The following is an 18,259-nucleotide window of genomic DNA, read 5'->3' on the forward strand; positions in this document are numbered from 1 at the left end:
TCCACTGATTTTCGACAGTTTTACGTCTGTTCGCGGGAATAGGCCCTACTTGCCGAAGCCAGCCTTGCGCAGGGCTTCGGCCATCGAACCCGACGGTGCGGCCTCCCGGCGGCCACCGGCGTTGCCGCGCTGTGGATTACGTCCGCGATCCTGGTTCTGACCGCGGTTCTGTCCACCGCCACCGCCACTGCCACCGCCATTGCCGCCACGGTTGCCGCCATCGCGGCCGCGCGGCTGACCGCCACCGTCGCGCCGGGGTCCGCTGCCCTGCTCGGGCCGCTTGCCGTCGCGGGGGCGCTGCGGATCGTCGTTCAACCGCAGGGTCAGCCCGATCCGCTGCCGCTCGACATCGACCTCGAGCACCTTGACCTTGACGACCTGACCGGACTTGACCACTTCGTGCGGGTCGGAGACGAAGCGGTCGGCCATCGCCGAGACGTGCACCAGACCGTCCTGGTGCACACCCACGTCCACGAAAGCACCGAACGCGGCCACGTTCGTCACCACGCCCTCCAGCACCATGCCGACCTTGAGGTCGGACACCTTCTCGACACCGGCGGCGAAGGTCGCGGTGGAGAACGCGGGCCGCGGGTCACGGCCGGGCTTCTCCAGCTCGCCCAGGATGTCGGTCACGGTGGGGATGCCGAAGCGGTCGTCGGCGAAGTCGCCCGGCTTGAGCGCCCGGAGCTTGCGCTCGTCGCCGATCAGCTCAGCAAGGGTGACGCCGGCGCGGTCCAGGATCCGGCGCACCACCGGGTAGGCCTCGGGGTGCACGCCCGAGGCGTCCAGCGGGTCGTCGCCTTCGCGGATCCGCAGGAAGCCGGCGCACTGCTCAAAAGCCTTGGGCCCCAGGCGCGGAACGTCGAGCAGGCCGCTGCGGCTACGGAACGGCCCGGTGTTGTCGCGGTGCGACACGATCGATTCGGCCAGCGACTCGGTCACGCCGGACACCTTGGCCAGCAGCGGCACGGAGGCCGTGTTGAGGTCGACACCGACCGCGTTCACGGCATCCTCGACCACCGCGTCCAGGCTGCGGGCCAGGGTCCCGGGCGTCACGTCGTGCTGGTACTGCCCGACGCCGATGGACTTCGGTTCGATCTTGACGAGTTCGGCGAGTGGGTCCTGGAGGCGACGGGCGATCGAGACCGCACCGCGCAGCGTGACGTCCAGCTCGGGCAGTTCGTGCGCGGCGTAGGCCGACGCCGAGTACACCGACGCCCCGGCCTCGCTGACCATCGCCTTGGTCGGCAGACGCGAGGGACCTGAAGCCCCGGCCGCCTTCAGATCGGCGATGAGTTCGGTTGCCAGCGCATCGGTTTCGCGCGACGCGGTGCCGTTGCCGATGGCGATCAGCTCGACGTTGTGCCGTGCGACCAGGGCCGCCAGCGTCGCTTTGGCAGCGTCCCACTTGTTCTGCGGCTGATGCGGGAAGATCGCGCAGGTGTCGACGACCTTTCCGGTGCCGTCCACCACCGCGACCTTGACGCCGGTGCGGAATCCGGGATCGAGCCCCAGCGTGGCGCGGGTCCCGGCGGGCGCGGCCAGCAGCAGGTCCTTGAGGTTCTTGGCGAACACCGCGACGGCGTCCTCCTCGGCGCGCTGCCGCAGCCGGATCCGGGCGTCGACGGCCGCCGAGAACATCAGCTTGGTGCGCCAGGCCCAGCCGACCGTCGCGGTCAGCCACGGCGTGGCCGCGCCGCCGGCACCCATGTCGACCCCGAGCGACTGGGCGATCATGGCCTGGTACAGCGCGTCGTCGCCGCCATCGAAGTTGAGCGACAGCGCTTCTTCCTTCTCGCCGCGCAACACCGCGAGCACGCGGTGCGAGGGCATGGCCTCCAACGGCTCGGAGTACTCGAAGTAGTCGCGGAACTTCTGCGCGGCAGGACTTTTCGCCGCTTCCTCGGACCACGGTTTGGTGCTCAGCGTGCCGTCGGCCCAGAACTTCTCGCGCACTGCACCGACCAGCTCGGCGTCCTCGGACACCCGCTCCACCAGAATGTGGCGGGCCCCGTCGAGCGCGGCGGCGATGTCGGCCACCTCCTCGGCCAGGAATTCGGCGGCCACTTCGTCGGGGTTGAGCGTCGGGTCGGCGAGCAGCCGGTCCGCCAACGGCTCCAGGCCGGCCTCGCGGGCGATCTGCGCCTTGGTGCGCCGCTTGGGCTTGTATGGCAGGTAAATGTCCTCGACCCGAGCCTTCGTCTCCGCGGCCAGCAGCGCCGCCTTCAGCTCGTCGGTCAGCTTGCCCTGCTCCTCGATCGAGGCCAGCACCGCGTCGCGCCGCTGATCCAATTCGCGCAGGTAGCGCAGCCGCTCCTCGAGGGTGCGGAGCTGACCGTCGTCCAGGCTGCCGGTGACTTCCTTGCGGTACCGGGCGATGAACGGCACGGTCGCACCTTCGTCCAGTAGCCGTACTGCGGCGTCGACCTGACCCTCGGCAACGGCCAGCTCTTCGGCGAGACGCGCGTTCACGGACTTGACGACAGACTTGACGCTCAAATTCACGGGCTGGACCCTACCCAATGCCGCCGACAGTCGTCGGCAGCGGCGAGTAAGTTTGCGCTATGCCCCAGCCGCTCCCGATGCCGCACGCTCCCGAGCGCACCCGATAGCGCGACATGAACCCCGACGTGCGCACCCTGTGGATGGTCGTCTCGATGACCGCCCTGGTTTTCGGGTTGCTGCATGTCTGGGTGGGGGCCGGTAAGCGGAGACACCCCGCGGTCCAGCTCTGGGGCGCGGGCAACTTCGCCGGTGCCCTCGGCGCCGGACTCCTGAGCTTCCGCGGGTTGGTACCCGAGGTGTTGTCGGTGACGGTCGCCAATATCCTGCTCGTCACCTGTTGGTCGTTGATCTGGGGCGGCCTGTGCGCTTTCAACGGACAGCCCATCCGCGGCCGGGCGATGGCGGCCGGGCCGCTGGCGGTACTGGTCGCATTGCAATTGATACCGCCGTTCACCACCAGCATCCCGGCCCGCGTGTCGCTCACGGCTCTGGTGCTGGCCGGGTATTTCGCGCTGAGCGTCATCGACGGCATCAAGGCCCAGCGCGTCGAGCGCCTGGCTTCGCGACGCATCCTGATCGGCCTGTACGTCGTCGCGGCCGCGGCGGCGGTCGGGCGCGCGGTCAGCCTGCATCTCGATGCCGGCGCCGTGCAGTTCGCCACGACCACCCCGCTCGTGTCGCTGCCGATGCTGCTCTTCGCCTTTTCCGTCATGTCCATCAACCTGTGTCTGTCGCTGATGGGGTGGGAACGGCTCGAGGACCAATTGGCCGACGCGGCCATGCTCGACTCCCTCACCTGCACCCTCAACCGCGCCGGGTTCATGATCCAGGCGCAGCGGCTCGCCGAGGAATGCGTCGCGCGGCAGCTCCGGTGCTCGGTCATCGTGATGGACCTCGACGAATTCAAGGCCGTCAACGACGTCTTCGGGCACGAGGCCGGCGACCGGCTGCTGGCCGAATTCGCGTCCGTGGCACGGTCGAATCTGCGCAGCGGCGACCTGCTGGCCCGGATCGGCGGCGAAGAATTCTGCGCCATGCTGCCGGGCGTCGACGAAAGTCAGGCGGCGGTCATCGCCGACCGGCTCCGGGTGGCGTTCGCCGCCGCCACGTTCAGCCACAACGACGTTGTGCTCGCCGGAACGGTGAGCATCGGGGTCTCCCAGCTCGGGCACAAGGCCGGGTTGCGCTCGGCGATCCACCGCGCCGACGTGGCGATGTACGAGGCGAAGAACCGCGGCCGCGACCGCGTGATCCGCGCATCGGCGGCCGGCGAGCGCGACTGAGCCTCCGGCTCAGTAGGTCCCGCAGTTCGGCGACGTGGGCTCACCGTTGAACCGCGCGGCGATCCACTGCATCGCCGGCTCCCCGTCCACCAGCATCGGCAGGGCATGGTTGATCACCAGCTTGTTCAGGAACGGCGGTTCCTCGTTGGTGCGGAACTCGACGTCGGCGCCCATGTCACACCAGTCGCGGCCCAGCTGATTGGCCGCGGTCCACGGCACCAGCGGGTCGTATCGGTTGCTGTTGATCAGCACCGGCGCATTCGGCTTGTACTTGCCCAGCTTCTGCATCTCGAAAAGTGTCTTGAACGGCTCTTCCTCGATCAGCACGTTGATGTCTTCGGTGAAGTACGGCTGCAGGTGCCGGAACATGAAGTCGACGATGGTCTGCCCCACGCACTGCCGCGAGACACTCTCGAGCATGTCCTTGCCTCGCTGGGTGAGCTTGGAACGGATCAGGTCGGCGAACTCCGGGTACGCGTAGATCTCGCCGTTGAGCGCGTAGCCGACCACGCCGACCAACGCGCTGCCGTCCGTATACGGGAACAGCTCCTTGAGGTCGGCCACCGGAGCACCGGCGTAGGTGCCGACGACGTGCAGGTCAGGAGCATAGGAGGACGCCAACTCCGCCGCCGATGCCGCGGCGCCGCCGCCTTGCGAATAGCCCCAGAAAGCAACCGGCCCATTGGGATCCAACGAGGTACCCGGCAGCTTCTTGGCGGCCCGCGCGGCGTCGAGCACCGCCGCGGCCTCGGCGACGCGGTTGACGTACGTGTGCATCCCGGGGGTGCCGAGGCCCTCGTAGTCGGTCATCACGATCGCGAAACCGCGGGCCACCATCGTCGCGATGAACGCCTCTTCGTAGTTGACCATGATGTCCCAGCCACCCGAATAGTGGATGCCCTGGTTGAACTGCCGCGACGGTGCGCACTGGTTGCCCTGACCCTGGGTCCCCACCGCGTAACTGATCAGCGGCCGGGGTCCCTTGCCCGGCCAGTCGTTGTAGGGCTCGAAGTAGGTGCCGGTGACCGCGACCGGGTTTCCGCGGGCATCGGTGCTGCGATACATGATCCGGGTCCCGGTGGCCATGATCGCGCCGAGCTGGCCCGACGGTTCGAGCACCAGCCGCGACGGTTCGGTCCGGATCAGATCACCGGGCTGCCCCGGCGGCAGCGGATCGGGCGGCAGATAGAACTCGGCGTACTGCGGCTCATCGCCGTCCGCGTGGGCTACGGGCATTCCCGCCAGCACAGAAACGATGAGTAGACACGCGGATAGGACGCCCCCGAAGCGATGCATAACGGGACGATAACAACGAGACTCTCGTATACGAAATCACAGATTCCCGAATCAAAGAATCGTGTTCTTGACAGACGTCGAGTGGCGGGTCGCACAGACGCTCCCTGGAAGCGATCCGCGAGGTCCGCGAGCCTGCCTGTGCCTGCCATGTCATATCGCCCCGGATTCGGCGTGACATCACAACCCCCGGATGCCCGCTAAGGGCAGATTTCCCTTGCCACGCTGATTTACTGGCCATCGTTACTTCGACCCCGGAGATGAGCAGCAATGGACGACGAGACGACGGCCGCCCCGGACGCAGCGGACAGCCCGCCGGTGATCACCGCGCAGGGCCTCAGCGTCATCGGTGAGCACGGCGCGCTCTTCTCTGACGTCGACCTGGAATTGCGGCCCGGGTTCCACGCCATCCAGATGCCCGGCGGACCGGCCCAGCACACCCTGCTGCTGTCGCTCGCCGGCCGGCTCAAACCGACCAAGGGCACTGTCACCGTCAACGGCGCGACGGGGCCACGTGCCATCCGGAAACACTGCGCCATCGCCGCGTTCGCCGACATCGACGACCTGGAGGACATGGTCACGGTGCAGACGGTGCTCACCGAACAGCGCCGTTGGGTGTCGCCGTTTCCGGCGTGGGTGCCGGTCCAGTCCGACACACCGGAGATGACGGCGGTGTTCGGGGACGACCTTCCCCTGCTGTCGCCGAAGACCTTCATCATCGAGTTGTCCGATCTGGAGCTCTTCCTGCTGCGCATCACCTTGGCGCTCATGTCCGACCGGCCCGTTTTGATCGTCGGCGACCTCGAGCAGGTACGCGACAACGAACGCCGGGCCCTCGCCGTGCAGCGACTCGGCGCCCTCGCCGAACACCGCACCGTCGTCGTCGGGGTGACCAACCCACTGGGCGACGACGCACCCCACCACGTTCTGCATGACCGCCGCATGCTGACCGGAAAGGCCTGACCATGCTTGCTGGACTCGCATTCGGCTCGGAGATCAAACGATTCGGCCGCAGCCGCATGACGCGCGCCGCGATCGTGGTGCTGATGCTGCTGCCGCTGGTGTACGGCGCCCTGTACCTGTGGGCGTTCTGGGATCCGTTCGGCCAGGTCAACAAGATGCCGGTGGCGCTGGTGAACGCCGACCGCGGCGCCGTCGTCGAGGGCGTTCACGTCAACGCGGGCGAGCAGATCGCCAAGAGCCTGACCGACGACCGCAGCCTGGACTGGCACGTGGTGAGCGATCAGGAGGCACGCGACGGCGTCGAGCACGGCAAGTACTACTTCATGCTGGAGCTGCCGGAGAACTTCAGCGAGGCCATCGCCTCACCGGTCACCGGCGATCCCGAAAAAGCACAGCTGATCGCGGTGTACAACGACGCCAACAACTACATCTCGTCGACCATCGGGCGGACCGCCACCAGCCAGGTACTCAACGCGGTGTCCACCCGCATCTCCGGCCAGGCGGTCAATCAGATTCTGTCCGTGGTGGTTTCGTCCGGCACCGGCATCAAGCAGGCCGCCGACGGGGCGCAGAAACTGGCCGACGGCGCGGCGCAGGTCGATACCGGCGCGGGCAAATTGTCGAGCGGCCTGAGCGACGCGCGCTCCGGCTCGGCCAAGCTCTCCGCGGGCGCAAAGCAGCTCTCCACCGGCATCAACCAGGCCACCGATCCGTTGTTGAAGGTGACCAAGGCCCTGTCGCAGGTCGGCGGCAGCACCGACCAGTTGCAGCAGAGCGCGACGGCGCTGGAGCAGGCGGCCGATCAGGCCGGTGCGCTGGCCACCGCGCAGGACACGGCGGCCGCGGCGATCGGCTCGGTGATCCAACAACTTTCGGTGAATCAGGATCCGGTGTCGATCGGCGCCGTGAACACCCTGCGCGGCGTCCAGGACCAGTTGAACGGCCATCAGTTCACGCCACAGATCCGTCAGCAGATCACCGATGGGCGCAATGCGGCGATCTCGATGACCGAGACGCTGCGCTCCCCCGGCAGTCCGCTGCGGACGGCGCTCGATCAGGTGGGCGGCAGCGGTCAGCAGCTGACCGACAAGCTCAACCAGCTGCGCAACGGCGCCCAGCAACTGGCCACCGGCAATGCGCAATTGGCCAGCGGCATCGTGCAACTCGATGACGGGGCGCGCCAGTTGAAGTCCGGCACCACCCAACTCAAGGACGGTTCGCACGAACTGGCCACCAAGCTCGGCGACGGCGCCAAGCAGGTGCCGACCTGGACCGAGCAGCAGAAAGAGGCCATCGCCGACACCATCGGCGGTCCGGTGCACCTGGAGTCCTCACACGAGAACGGTGCCCCCAACTTCGCCACCGGCATGGCCCCGTTCTTCCTGACGCTGGCGCTGTTCTTCGGCGCGCTCGTGCTGTGGATGGTGTTGCGGCCCTTGCAGAACCGCCCGATCGCGGCCGAGGTGCTGGCAATCCGGGTGGTGCTGGCGAGCTACCTGCCGGCCGCGGCGCTCGCCGTGGGGCAGTCGATCATCCTGTACTGCGTGGTGCGATTCGGTCTCGGCATGCAGGTGTCGCATCCGGTGGCGATGCTGGGCTTCATGATGCTGATCTCGCTGGCCTTCGTGGCCGCGACACAGGCCATCAACGCCCTGGTCGGACCGGCGGTGGGACGGGTGCTGATCATGGCGCTGCTGATGCTGCAGATGGTCAGTGCCGGCGGCATGTACCCGGTCGAGACGACGGCCAGACCCTTCCAGGTGCTGCATTCGTTCGATCCGATGACGTTCGGCGTCAACGGACTTCGTCAGTTGATCCTGGGTGGCATCGACGGCCGCCTGTGGCACGCGATCATCGTGCTGGTATGCATTTGGCTTGGCGCACTGGGCATTTCGAGCTTGTGCGCCCGCCGCAACCGGACCTGGAACCTGATCCGGCTCTTGCCCGCCATCAAGATGTAGCCCGGGGCTAGCCCAGGCTGACAGTGCCGTCGGCGTTGATGCGCCACCCCGGGTTGTGCGCGATCTCCCAGATCACGCCGTTCGGATCCTGGATGTGCGCGTGGAACACCCCGCCGAACTGCCCGGGCTGCGGCGGCTTGAGGGTGGTGCCGCCCGCGCCGGTCATGGCCGCAGCCAGCTCGATGACCTCGTCCTGGCTGTCGACGTTGTGCGCCAAAGTGATTCCGCTGACCTGTGAGTGGTCGGCGGCCTGCGCCAGGTCGGCGTTGAACTTCTCCGCGAGGAAGAAGCCGAGCAGCTGGCCCGGCGCCGTCTGATAGAAGATGATCTCCCCCGGCACATCGAGCGTCGGCGTCCAGCCGAGCGCGGTGTAGAACTGCCGGGTCGCATCCAGATCAACGGTGGCCAACGTGAAGAAGTGCACTTGCTGCTTCATGACCCCAGGCTACGTAGCCCCACCGACATGCTGTCAGAGCAAACAGACGCCGGCGACCAGGAGTGCGACGACCTTGATCAACTCCAGTGCCACGTAGACATGGTGACCACGGGAGCGCGGGCCGACGCGGCCGGCGAGCACCTCATCCGACCGGCGATTCAGCCCGGGACGCACGGCGACCAGCTGCACGGCCAACGCCCCCACGGCCACGGCGAACGCGGTGGTGACGGCCAGCGCAGGCCGACTCACCAAGGCCGCCAACACAATTCCCGTCGCGAACACCAGCTCGACGCTGTTGAGTGCCCGGAACACCAGCCGCCCGATGCCGAGCCCGATCGGCAGGGTGACGTTCGGTGCCCGAAATTTGAGCGGCGCCTCCAGGAAGGAGATGGCCAGCACCATCCCCAACCAGACGAAGGTGACGGCAACCTGGACCGCTGCGGGAGTACTCATCGGAATCGAGGCTAGGCGGCCAGCGGGCTGAACGCTTCGAACCAGATGCGGTCACGCGGCACGCCGGCGTCCCCGAGCTGCCGGACCGCCGCTTCCATGAACGGGGTCGGACCGCAGATGTAGACGTTGGCATCGGAGCGGAAGTCGATGGCGCTGAGGTCGATTCGGCCGCGCCGGTCGGGTTCGGTCAGCGGATAGCCGTCGGGCAGCCCGTCGTACCAGGTGTGCAGTGTCGCGCCCGGAATCTGCGCGACGAGGTCGGCCAGTTCCGCGCGGTGCGCGTGACTGGCACGGGTGCGGTCGCAGTGCACCACGGTCACGGAGCGTCCCGGCTGCTCGGCCGCGATGAAATAGAGCATGCCCAGCACGGGAGTGATGCCGATGCCCGCCGAGATCAGCAGCAGCGGGGTGTCCGCGGGACTGTCGAGGGTGATGTCACCGAACGGGTGTGACACCTGCAGCACGTCGCCTTCGAACACGTACTCGTGCAGGTATGACGACACCGCACCCTCCCGACGCACCGAGATGCGCCACCGGTCGTCGGCACCGGCGTGCGACAGGCTGTACTGGCGAATCTGGCGGGCCCCGTCGGGCAGCTGGACCGCCACCGAAATGTATTGTCCCGGAGCGAAATCAGGGAGTTCGGCGCCATCGGCGGCGGCGAGCCCGAAGGCCACGGTGAGCGGTGACTGCTGTACCCGTTCGACTACCCGGACCGGCATCCAGACATGTTCCGGGTCCGTTCCGGCCGCCTCGTACAGTTCACGTTCACGGCCGATCAGCGTGTCGGCCATCGACCAGTAGACCGCAGTCCATGCCTCGGCGACATCCGCGGTGACGACGTCCGCGCCGAGCACCTCGACGATGGCCGCGAACAGATGCTCATAGACCACCGGGTACTGCTCGGGTGCCACGCCCAACGACGCGTGCTTGTGCGCGATCCGTTCGATGACGTCTGCGCCGGGAGCGTCGGGATGGACGAGCAACGTGGCGTACATCGCGACCGATCCGGCCAGCGCCTTCTGCTGCGACCCGTTTGCCTGATTGCCGCGGTTGAACAGATCCCGCTCCAATTCGGGATGCGCCGCGAACAACCGGCGGTAGAAGACCGGCGTGATCTCGCCGATCGCACCGCCGACCACCGGCAGCGTGGCCTTGACGACCTCGGCGTGGGCCGGCGACAACTGGGCTGTAGACAACATGGCAGAACCTCTCACTTCCTCGTGAATGCGCTGGCGCGACCTGGATCGAAGATGTCCCGATACCCGTCCTCCACCTGTCAACCAGGCTATTTAAATAAGCATGATCCATGCAAGTATTAACGATTGTGAGCTACGACACAACGTAGTAATAGCTTCGGCGGGCACCAAGACCACCGATTTGCGATTCCATCCGCCAACACGACGTTTGACCGCGCCGGATGCCGGTTATGCACTAGACATGTTCAGTAACAAGGTGATTCCGTTCCTGGCGGCCGGCGCGTTCGCATCGGCTGGCGTGGCCGCCCCGTTCGTATCAGCCGATATCGTGTCGAGCACCGTCGGCAACAACCCGGTCTTGACCAGCTATCCGCTACAACCGGCCGACAATGACGGCCCGGGCGGCAGCGGCTGCGTCAACGGCCAGTGCGGTTCCGGCGGCGTGAACGGTGGTCCTGGAGGCGGCCCGGGAGGTGCCGGCTGCATACCCACCCAGTACGGCCCGGCCTGCGGTTCCGGTGGTGTCAACGCCGGCCCGGGCGGCATTCCCGGTGGCAGCGGTTGCATTCCCGGAGTCGGCTGCGGCGGCGGCCACGGCTAGTCGTCGGCGAGCCCCGTATCGGCGACCAGCAGCCGGTCGACGGCGCTGGTGCACTCGGACGAAAGTCCCCGTCGCATCAGCGCATTGACGAACTCGGCGGCCACGGTCTTGAGCTTCACCTGCGTCGCCTGCGACCGCCATCTCGGGATGTCGAACGCGCGGTCGGCGTCGACGCCATAGGTCACCATGAGCACGCCCTTGGCTTGCTTGATCACCGCACGTGATTCCACGACGCGGAACATGGCCTTGGTGACGTTCGACTGCACACTCTCGGTGACCTCGACGTAGAACCCTTCGGTCCCGATCACGTGACCGGACTCCGTATCGGTCATATCCGTGACTCGGCGCTCGGGCATAGTCGTATCCAGCCCGTGAAATCCGGGCCTGATTCATCGTAACCCGTTATGCCCGAGCGCCGTCAGCTGTGCGTCACTGTCAGGCGTGCGCAACCTGCTCCCGAATTTCCCGCAGGGTCCGCTCGAGGATCCGCGAGACGTGCATCTGCGAGACGCCGATCGTGTCGGCGATCTGGCGCTGCGTCTTCGATGCGAAGAATCGCAGGTAGAGGATCCGTTGCTCACGAACCGGCAGAGCTTCCAGCACCGGCTTGACCGATTCGCGCTCGGTGACCCGCTCGAACCCGTCGTCGACATCACCGAGCACGTCGGAGAGTGACTGCGGATTGTCATCGTTGTCGACGACGGGCGTGTCGAGGGACTGCGGCTGATAGGCATTGGCTGCCAAGAGTCCTTCTGTGATCTGTTCCGGCGCAACACCCAACGCCTCGGCCAGTTCGCCGGCGTTCGGCGTACGACCCAGCCGCTGCGTCAATTCTGTTGTCACACCTTTGATTTGCTGACGAATATCTCGGATGCTCCTCGGTACGTGGACTTTCCAGCCATAGTCCCGGAAGTGGCGGCGCAACTCCCCCATGATCGTCGGGACGGCAAACGCGACGAAGGCTGCCCCATTGTTGGGGTCGAAGCGATTGACCGCCTGGATCAAACCGACTCGGGCAACCTGGGTCAGGTCGTCGAGGTTCTCGCCCTTGCCGTCGAAGTGGCGGGCGAGCCGGTCCGCCAGCGGGCAGCACCGCATCACGATGCGATCGCGCTGCCTCATGAATTCGTCGGATTCCGCAGGAAGCGTGCGTAGCGTCGCCACCATATCCGGTACATCCGCATACTCGTCGGAATACCGGGTCTTTTCGGGTAAACGCTTCTCCAGCAACAAGGTTGACATGAACGTGCCTTCCACAGGCCCACAACACGCATTAGAAGAATCGGCGCTCCGAGCATCTACTCGGCGCCGTGGCATGCGCATTGTTTCCACCAGTCAAGGTGGACCGGCAATCTGCCGTAGTCGACCGCCACCCCGGTATTCACTCAGCCGCGCCCTGATCTGGACCGCGGCCGCACACCGTCAGGTAGCGCTCAGCTGGCATCGCTTCGGTCTAAGCGACTGCGCCGCATGGGCGCTGTAATCGACCATACCGCTCATCAGAGCGTGACACCACCGCTACTCGCCGCCGACCATCGATAACGGCTGGTCAGACCGAAGAAACTTTTCTGCCAGAACAGGTTTGGCCGGTAACCGCCCCGGGTATCCACCGAATCGGCGACAGCAACATTCGGAAAACACTGACAGGAAGCGCATTTTTCGATGGCGGTGTGTATTACCTGCGGAACAGATTGCGATCAGTCGTTCACCGTTAGTTGGAACGGCCGCAGCGCCAGCTTTGACTGCATCGAATGTATGGCCACCATGGTGGCCCCGACGTGCCGGCACTGCGGATGTCGAATCCTCGGCCACGCGTTGCGAATCGACGGCAGCCCGTACTGCTGCGAACATTGCGCCCAGGCCGCCGACGACGACGCAAAGCCGTCGGCAAACACCGAGCGTTGGCAGTTCGGTTTGCGGTCGATCGCGCCGGTGCCGGGCGACTGAAGCCCTGTCGATTTGGACGGGCTCGAGTTACGTGCCGAAGGCTCTCGACATCACCGACCCGTCAGCAGCGGGAATTCTTCGGCTTCGACGCGTTGCGTGTGGTCCTCGGTGGCCTGCTGCAGGTCGGTCAGCGCGGTCTCGAATTCCGCGGATGTCAGGTCCAGCTGTGTCACGTGGTCCAGCTGCTCCTTGGTGTCGTCCGCTTCGCCGCGCAGCGACTCGACCACGCGCCCGCGCCGTACCCGCGGATGCACCAGCAGCTCCTCGGTCACTTCCTGCGCGGTCAGCGCCGCGCGTAGTTCCGCGAAATACTGCTGACGCTCGGTGGCGTCCTGCGCGTGCAGCGTCTTGTCGAACAGGCGGCGCGTGGTCAGGTGCTGAGCCTTGACGTAGTCGATGACGTCATCTTTGGCAGTCGTCGACACCGGTGTCATGCGATTCCCCTTTTTTGTCTGGCCCGGGTGTATCCCGGTACTACTGCCCGGTCCGCGCCGAAGTAAACGCCGGCTACCCGTCCCCGCTGCCGTCCTCGGGTGGCCAGTGATGCCCTTGTGACGCCGTTCCGGGGTCCGCGAAGTCGCCGCGCGACAGCGGCACCCACTGCTCGCTGGCCACGGCCTGTTCGGCGGGAAAATCTTCCAGGTCGCCGAACGGCTGTGCGTCCCACATCTCGAACGTCAGTGGCGTCTGGAGCCAGCCGTACAGCAGCAGATATGTGGCTTCGAGCGAATCGAGATGGGTGCGTTCCCAGCCGTGACTGCCGTCGAGCCCGAATCCCACGAGCGCCGCGCGCGTGGCGGCGCCGGCCTCGATGGCGGCCGCGACATCCGACCGGTAGTACCGAAAGATGTCGCGGGCGTAGGTGATTCCCTTCTCCTGGGCCAACCGGCACAACTTGCGGGTCAGGTAGTAGTCGAACGGTCCGTGCATGTCGGCCATCGGAATGGTGACGCCGTGTTCGAGCGACTGCTGGCCGGGCGCGCACACCGCGTTGTCGACGGACACCAGCTCCGCTACGTCGGGTGGCAGTCCGTGGCTGGCACCGTGGCCGACTTCCTCGGTGATGGTCACCATGAGCGTCGTCCGATGCGGCAGCACGATGTTGCGCTCGGCGATGACCTTGGCCAGCGTCAGGGCAATGGCCACGCCGGCCTTGCCGTCGAGGTGCCTGGAGACGACGAAGCCGTCTTCGGTCAGCTCCGGGCTCGCCACCAGTGCGACGAAGTCCCCGACGTTCAAGCCCAACTGTTCGAGGTCCGCGCGCGATGTCACATTGCGATCGACCCGGACTTCGACGTCGTCCCAACTGGTCGGCTGGGTGTCGATCTCGTCACCGAACGCATGACCACTTGCCTTGAGCGGCATCACTGTTCCGGTGAAGAACCGGTCGGCGTCGTCAGGCAGGATGCGGACCCGGGCACCGGTGGCGAAACGTGCCGAGAAGGTGCCGACGGGCACGAGCGCCAGCCGGCCGTTGTCCTTGAGTTCGCGCACCATGCAGCCGATGGTGTCCGAGTGCACCACGATGGCGCGGTCGGTGGTCTGCGACCGTCCCGGCAGTTCGGCGATGAGCGCGCCGCGGCGGGTCAGCGTGAACGGCACACCGAGTTTGGTCAGGATCTGGCCGATCAGTTGCATCACCGCGTCGGTACGTCCCGACGGGCTCGGCGTCTGCAGCAGCGCCAAGAGCGTGTCGACCATCCAGCCCCGGTCGTCCACCGACATCCGGGTGCCTACGGCGTTATCGGGTTCAGCCATCAGCGCTGCTCGATCGGGTCGGGATGCCAGGCCCACGGCGTGGCCGCGGTACGCGGGAACAGCAGATCGATGAACGCCTGCGCGGTCGGGCGCGGCTCATGATTGGCCAGGCCCGGTCGCTCGTTCGCTTCGATGAACACATACTCCTCGCCCCGCACCGTCGGCACGATCAGATCGATTCCGGTCACCGGAATCTCGATCGCCTCCGCCGCGTCCACCGCCACTTTCGCCAGCATGGGGTTGAGATCGTCGGTGACGTCGTGAATGGTCCCGCCGGTGTGCAGGTTCGCCGTGTGGCGCACAACCAGTCGTTCGTTCGCGGGCAGCACATCCTCCAGCTGCCAGCCTTCCTTGTGAACGGTGTCGTCGGTGATGGTGTCCAGCGGAATCGCCGATTCCCCGTGCGTGGCCACCGAGCGGCGCCGGCTCTGCGCTTCGATCAGCTGGCGGATGGTGTGCGTACCGGTACCGATCACCTCGGGTGGCCGGCGGATGGCCGCGGCGATCACCTTGCCGTCGATGACGACGACGCGCAAATCCTCTCCCTCGCAACGCTCTTCGATGAGAACGTCGGGGCAGTGCTGCATGGCGAGCCCGATGGCGCGGTTCAGGTCATCGGCACCGGTGACCCCGACGGTGATGCCCGCGCCCTGTTCGCCGCGGGCCGGTTTGACGACGGCGGACCCCACCTTCTCCAGGAAGCGACAGTCTTCGTCGGTGAAAGTCGCTGTGCAGCCTTCCGGTACGCGGATACCCGCATCCGCGACGACCGACCGGGCGACGCGCTTGTCGTCACACCGGCTCATCGCCACCGCGCTGGTCAGTTCGGACAGCGACTCGCGGGTGACGACGCTGGTGCCGCCGTGGGTGAGCCGAAGGTAGCCGCCCTGCGCATCGAGCACGTCCACCGCGATGCCCCGCAGGATCGCCTCGTCGGCGATGATGCGCGCATACGGGTTCAGGTGTGCCAGTTGCTCTTCCGGCTTGACCGGAGCGAACAGCGGTTCGTTGATCGCGTTCTTGCGCTTGATCCCGAGCGCGGCGGGCACGCGCGTGAAGCCGATGCGCTCGTACAGCGCGATCGCGCCGTCATTGTTGTGCAGCACCGACAGGTCCATCTGGGCCCGTCCCCGCCGGATGAACTCCTCGATCAGCGAGCGCACCAGCAGGCCGCCGGTGCCGGGCCGGGTGGCGGTCGGCTCGACCGCCAGGCACCACAGGCTGGAGCCGTTCTCCTCATCGCCGAACAGCTGGCTGTGATCGATACCGGTCACCGTGCCGACAACCTGACCGGTCTGGTCGTCGACGGCGACCAGGTACACCACCTGCGGCGCAGACTGGCTGTTGGTCCACATCAGGTCGCTGTCGGCCGGCACCATGTGACACCGCACGTAGATGTGGTTGATCGCGACGCAGTCGTCGATCGAATTCACCTGGCGGACCGACAATCCCGGCACATCGGGTGGCCGGAACTGCATGGGCTTGGTCAGGTCGAGCCGGTACGTGAAACTCGGGTCGATGAAGAATTCATGGGCGTGCAGCGCCACGAAGACATGGGGCGCATCGAGGTACATGCCGATGTCACGACGGCCACTGCCCTCCTCCCGCAGTGCCGTGCCGAACTCATCAGGGTCGTGGAAGGTCTGACCGAAAACCAGCCGCCCCCAACCCATGTCCTGTATGACGCCCTCGGCCATGTCGCCGGTGTGCGTTGTCATCATCGACCCACTCCGTCGACGTGTGTGGCGAGCCACAATTCCAGCAAACCGACCTGCCACAACGGATTCCCGCGCAGCGGCGTGAGATTGCCGTTGGGATCGGCGAACATCTCGGTGACGACACCGGGGGCGAACAGACCCCGGTCGCGCGCGGCCCGGCTGTGCAGCGCGTCACGCACGAGGTCCAGGTAGGGCCCGGCCAGATGCTTGAGCGCGGGCACCGGGAAATAGCCCTTGGGGCGGTCGATGACCTCGGCCGGAATGACTTTGCGCGCAGCATCTTTCAGCACACCCTTTCCGCCCTGCGCGGTCTTGAACTCCGGCGGGCAGGCCGCCGCCAGCTCGACGAGCTCGTGGTCGAGGAACGGCACGCGGCCTTCCAGTCCCCAGGCCATGGTCATGTTGTCGACCCGCTTGACCGGGTCGTCGACGAGCATGACGGTGGTGTCCAGCCGCAGCGCCCGATCGGTCGCGGTGGCCGCGCCCGGATGGGTGAAATTCTGCAGGACGAACGCCGCCGCGGAGTCGTGCTCGAGTTGCCACTGCGGCTGCAGCAGCCGGTTGACCGCCTCATGACTGCGGTCGAAGAATGCGCTGCGGTAGCGACGCAACGCGTCGACTGGATCGTTGTCGGCCGCGCTCGCCATCGGCGGATACCAGTGATAGCCGGCGAAGATCTCGTCGGCGCCCTGCCCGGACTGCACGACCTTCACGTGCTGACTGACTTCCTGCGACAGCAGGTAGAACGCCACGCAGTCGTGGCTCATCATCGGCTCGCTCATGGCGTCGATCGCACCGGAGAGGGCGGGCAGCATGCGTGACGAGTCGACGCGAATCTGGTGGTGGTCGGTGTCGAATTGGCGGGCGATGACGTCCGAGTACTTGAACTCGTCGCCTTCCTCGCCGCCTGCGGCCTCGAATCCGATGGAGAACGTGGCCAGCCCGTGTTGGCCGGCCTCGGCGAGCAGACCGACGATCAAGCTGGAATCCAGGCCACCGGACAACAGGCAGCCCACCGGCACGTCGGCGACCAGACGGCGTTCTACCGCGGTGCGAAGTGACGCCAGCACGGCGTCCCGCCAGTCGTCCGCGGTCCAGTCGGCCCGCTCGAGCGACCGCTCGAAAGTGGGTTCCCAGTAGGTCGTTTCAGTGCGCTTCCCATCGGGTTCGATGCGCATGATGGTGCCCGGCGGCAGCTTCTGCACACCACGTAGGATGGTGCGCGGCGCCGGCACAACCGAGTGAAAGCTCAGATAGTGTTGCAGCGCAATGGGATCGAGTTCGGTATCGACTCCGCCTGCAGCCACCAGGGCAGGCAGGGACGATGCGAAACGCAGCGCTCCCCCGGCGGCCTCACACCAGTACAGGGGTTTGACCCCGAGGCGGTCGCGCGCCAGCAGCACCCGACCCGACTCGATCTCCGCGACGGCGAACGCGAACATCCCGTAGAGGTGCTCGACGACCCGCTCGCCCCACTCCTGATACCCCTTCAGCACCACCTCGGTGTCACTGTGCGAGAAGAAGCGGTATCCCTTGCCCGAAAGTTCCTGGCGCAGTTGGGGATAGTTGTAGATGCACCCGTTGAAAACGACGGTGAGGCCGAGCTCCGGATCGTGCATGGGTTGATGTCCGTGACTGGACAGATCGATGATGGCCAGGCGCCGGTGGCCGAGCGCCACCCCGTCCCGCACCCACAGTCCGCTACTGTCCGGGCCCCGCGATGCCAAACGGTCGGTCATGGCGGCAACCGCCGCCAGATCAGCACCACGGCCCCAGGCGATTTCGCCGGCAATGCCGCACATGGTGGAAAGTCAGCTCCCTTGGTGGACGTCTCCGATTTCACCGTACCCGATGATCACCGTCGACGTAAGGATCGGTCAAATATGCTCTGCTGCACTGTGTTTGCTCGCCGAGCCTGCAGCGATCTGATTGACGGCCACGAAAGCACCTGGCACACAAGCCGTACTCCGGCAGCGTCATCTGGAGTTTTCGTTGATTTCCAATCGATTTCGTAGCGCCGATTCCAGTTGGCCGGCTACCGCGTTGCGCGGTAGCCGACCAACGTCGTCAAAATGTCTGTGCCACCGCCCGATTGGCGAGGGTGTTCGCGCAGCGCTCACTCAGTGGGTCCACCACCGTGTT

16 protein-coding genes are annotated in these 18,259 nt (G+C 66.3%); 5 read left to right on the forward strand and 11 right to left on the reverse strand.

The window, feature by feature from the left end; translation table 11 throughout:
- Window positions 1-45 precede the first annotated feature (45 nt).
- Window positions 46-2,505, reverse strand: coding sequence for a Tex family protein (locus TL10_RS11200; protein WP_043985710.1), 2,460 nt, complete (start codon window positions 2,503-2,505; stop codon window positions 46-48).
- Window positions 2,506-2,618: 113 nt separating this feature from the next.
- Here TL10_RS11200 and TL10_RS29560 point away from each other — a divergent pair, with 113 nt between their 5' ends.
- On the forward strand, window positions 2,619-3,788 hold the full coding sequence (locus tag TL10_RS29560; protein WP_051955180.1) for a GGDEF domain-containing protein: 1,170 nt from the start codon (window positions 2,619-2,621) through the stop codon (window positions 3,786-3,788).
- Window positions 3,789-3,797: 9 nt separating this feature from the next.
- Here TL10_RS29560 and TL10_RS11210 read toward each other — a convergent pair whose 3' ends face one another.
- Window positions 3,798-5,084, reverse strand: coding sequence for a lipase family protein (locus TL10_RS11210; RefSeq protein ID WP_156127305.1), 1,287 nt, complete (start codon window positions 5,082-5,084; stop codon window positions 3,798-3,800).
- 267 nt (window positions 5,085-5,351) lie between these two features.
- Here TL10_RS11210 and TL10_RS11215 point away from each other — a divergent pair, with 267 nt between their 5' ends.
- Both TL10_RS11215 and TL10_RS11220 read left to right on the forward strand, forming a co-directional pair.
- Window positions 5,352-6,044 carry a hypothetical protein gene (locus TL10_RS11215; protein WP_043985712.1) on the forward strand — a complete coding sequence of 231 codons (693 nt, stop codon included), beginning with the start codon at window positions 5,352-5,354 and terminating at the stop codon, window positions 6,042-6,044.
- Window positions 6,045-6,046: 2 nt separating this feature from the next.
- Entirely contained in the window at window positions 6,047-8,005 is a 1,959-nt protein-coding gene (locus tag TL10_RS11220; protein WP_043400728.1) for a YhgE/Pip domain-containing protein, read from the forward strand.
- Window positions 8,006-8,012: 7 nt separating this feature from the next.
- Here TL10_RS11220 and TL10_RS11225 read toward each other — a convergent pair whose 3' ends face one another.
- The 3 genes from TL10_RS11225 to TL10_RS11235 are packed head-to-tail and all read right to left on the reverse strand — an operon-like array spanning window position 8,013 to window position 10,096.
- Window positions 8,013-8,441 (reverse strand): VOC family protein, encoded by a 429-nt coding sequence (locus tag TL10_RS11225; RefSeq protein ID WP_043985713.1) that lies wholly within the window; start codon window positions 8,439-8,441, stop codon window positions 8,013-8,015.
- A 33-nt stretch (window positions 8,442-8,474) separates the two neighbouring features.
- Window positions 8,475-8,894: a hypothetical protein gene (locus TL10_RS11230; RefSeq protein ID WP_043985714.1), complete on the reverse strand. Its 420-nt coding sequence runs from the start codon at window positions 8,892-8,894 to the stop codon at window positions 8,475-8,477.
- A gap of 11 nt (window positions 8,895-8,905) precedes the next feature.
- A complete protein-coding gene (locus tag TL10_RS11235) occupies window positions 8,906-10,096 on the reverse strand; it encodes a globin domain-containing protein (protein ID WP_043985716.1) in 1,191 nt (396 codons plus the stop codon).
- Between the two features lie 238 nt (window positions 10,097-10,334).
- Between TL10_RS11235 and TL10_RS11240 the strand changes: the two genes are divergently transcribed.
- Window positions 10,335-10,694 (forward strand): PE-PGRS family protein, encoded by a 360-nt coding sequence (locus tag TL10_RS11240; protein ID WP_081936820.1) that lies wholly within the window; start codon window positions 10,335-10,337, stop codon window positions 10,692-10,694.
- Here the strand turns inward: TL10_RS11240 and TL10_RS11245 are convergent.
- Both TL10_RS11245 and TL10_RS11250 read right to left on the reverse strand, forming a co-directional pair.
- Window positions 10,691-11,026: an ANTAR domain-containing protein gene (locus TL10_RS11245; protein WP_234711430.1), complete on the reverse strand. Its 336-nt coding sequence runs from the start codon at window positions 11,024-11,026 to the stop codon at window positions 10,691-10,693. The two genes, TL10_RS11240 and TL10_RS11245, sit on opposite strands and share 4 nt — an antisense overlap.
- 103 nt (window positions 11,027-11,129) lie before the next feature.
- A complete protein-coding gene (locus TL10_RS11250) occupies window positions 11,130-11,936 on the reverse strand; it encodes a SigB/SigF/SigG family RNA polymerase sigma factor (protein WP_043985761.1) in 807 nt (268 codons plus the stop codon).
- 420 nt (window positions 11,937-12,356) lie between these two features.
- On the opposite strand from TL10_RS11250, the gene TL10_RS11255 reads away from it, so the two are divergent.
- A complete protein-coding gene (locus TL10_RS11255) occupies window positions 12,357-12,641 on the forward strand; it encodes a metallothionein (RefSeq protein WP_043400722.1) in 285 nt (94 codons plus the stop codon).
- Between the two features lie 50 nt (window positions 12,642-12,691).
- Here TL10_RS11255 and TL10_RS11260 read toward each other — a convergent pair whose 3' ends face one another.
- The 4 genes from TL10_RS11260 to TL10_RS11275 all read right to left on the reverse strand — a co-directional run bounded on the left by TL10_RS11260 (window position 12,692) and on the right by TL10_RS11275 (window position 17,919).
- The gene (locus TL10_RS11260; RefSeq protein ID WP_052506386.1) at window positions 12,692-13,075 is read right to left on the reverse strand and encodes a hemerythrin domain-containing protein; all 384 of its coding nucleotides are present in this window, start codon (window positions 13,073-13,075) and stop codon (window positions 12,692-12,694) included.
- A 73-nt stretch (window positions 13,076-13,148) separates the two neighbouring features.
- On the reverse strand, window positions 13,149-14,399 hold the full coding sequence (locus TL10_RS11265) for an osmoprotectant NAGGN system M42 family peptidase (protein WP_234711431.1): 1,251 nt from the start codon (window positions 14,397-14,399) through the stop codon (window positions 13,149-13,151).
- Window positions 14,399-16,117: an N-acetylglutaminylglutamine synthetase gene (gene ngg, locus TL10_RS11270; protein WP_052506387.1), complete on the reverse strand. Its 1,719-nt coding sequence runs from the start codon at window positions 16,115-16,117 to the stop codon at window positions 14,399-14,401. Before ngg ends, TL10_RS11265 begins: the two co-directional genes overlap by 1 nt.
- Window positions 16,117-17,919 carry an N-acetylglutaminylglutamine amidotransferase gene (locus TL10_RS11275; protein WP_043985717.1) on the reverse strand — a complete coding sequence of 601 codons (1,803 nt, stop codon included), beginning with the start codon at window positions 17,917-17,919 and terminating at the stop codon, window positions 16,117-16,119. Before TL10_RS11275 ends, ngg begins: the two co-directional genes overlap by 1 nt.
- Window positions 17,920-18,259 lie beyond the last annotated feature (340 nt).

It is taken from the genome of Mycolicibacterium llatzerense (genome assembly GCF_000878195.1).
Lineage (GTDB): Bacteria > Actinomycetota > Actinomycetes > Mycobacteriales > Mycobacteriaceae > Mycobacterium > Mycobacterium llatzerense.

Excerpts from the sequence above, each read along its gene's own strand:
- TL10_RS11230 (WP_043985714.1), bottom strand. The coding sequence starts at position 8,894 with ATGAGTACTCCCGCAGCGGTCCAGGTTGCCGTCACCTTCGTCTGGTTG.
- TL10_RS11250 (WP_043985761.1), bottom strand. The coding sequence starts at position 11,936 with ATGTCAACCTTGTTGCTGGAGAAGCGTTTACCCGAAAAGACCCGGTAT.
- TL10_RS11275 (WP_043985717.1), bottom strand. The coding sequence starts at position 17,919 with ATGTGCGGCATTGCCGGCGAAATCGCCTGGGGCCGTGGTGCTGATCTG.
- TL10_RS11235 (WP_043985716.1), bottom strand. The coding sequence starts at position 10,096 with ATGTTGTCTACAGCCCAGTTGTCGCCGGCCCACGCCGAGGTCGTCAAG.
- TL10_RS11215 (WP_043985712.1), top strand. The coding sequence starts at position 5,352 with ATGGACGACGAGACGACGGCCGCCCCGGACGCAGCGGACAGCCCGCCG.
- TL10_RS11255 (WP_043400722.1), top strand. The coding sequence starts at position 12,357 with ATGGCGGTGTGTATTACCTGCGGAACAGATTGCGATCAGTCGTTCACC.
- TL10_RS11265 (WP_234711431.1), bottom strand. The coding sequence starts at position 14,399 with ATGGCTGAACCCGATAACGCCGTAGGCACCCGGATGTCGGTGGACGAC.
- TL10_RS11225 (WP_043985713.1), bottom strand. The coding sequence starts at position 8,441 with ATGAAGCAGCAAGTGCACTTCTTCACGTTGGCCACCGTTGATCTGGAT.
- ngg (WP_052506387.1), bottom strand. The coding sequence starts at position 16,117 with ATGACAACGCACACCGGCGACATGGCCGAGGGCGTCATACAGGACATG.
- TL10_RS11210 (WP_156127305.1), bottom strand. The coding sequence starts at position 5,084 with ATGCATCGCTTCGGGGGCGTCCTATCCGCGTGTCTACTCATCGTTTCT.
- TL10_RS29560 (WP_051955180.1), top strand. The coding sequence starts at position 2,619 with ATGAACCCCGACGTGCGCACCCTGTGGATGGTCGTCTCGATGACCGCC.
- TL10_RS11245 (WP_234711430.1), bottom strand. The coding sequence starts at position 11,026 with ATGACCGATACGGAGTCCGGTCACGTGATCGGGACCGAAGGGTTCTAC.
- TL10_RS11240 (WP_081936820.1), top strand. The coding sequence starts at position 10,335 with ATGTTCAGTAACAAGGTGATTCCGTTCCTGGCGGCCGGCGCGTTCGCA.
- TL10_RS11220 (WP_043400728.1), top strand. The coding sequence starts at position 6,047 with ATGCTTGCTGGACTCGCATTCGGCTCGGAGATCAAACGATTCGGCCGC.
- TL10_RS11260 (WP_052506386.1), bottom strand. The coding sequence starts at position 13,075 with ATGACACCGGTGTCGACGACTGCCAAAGATGACGTCATCGACTACGTC.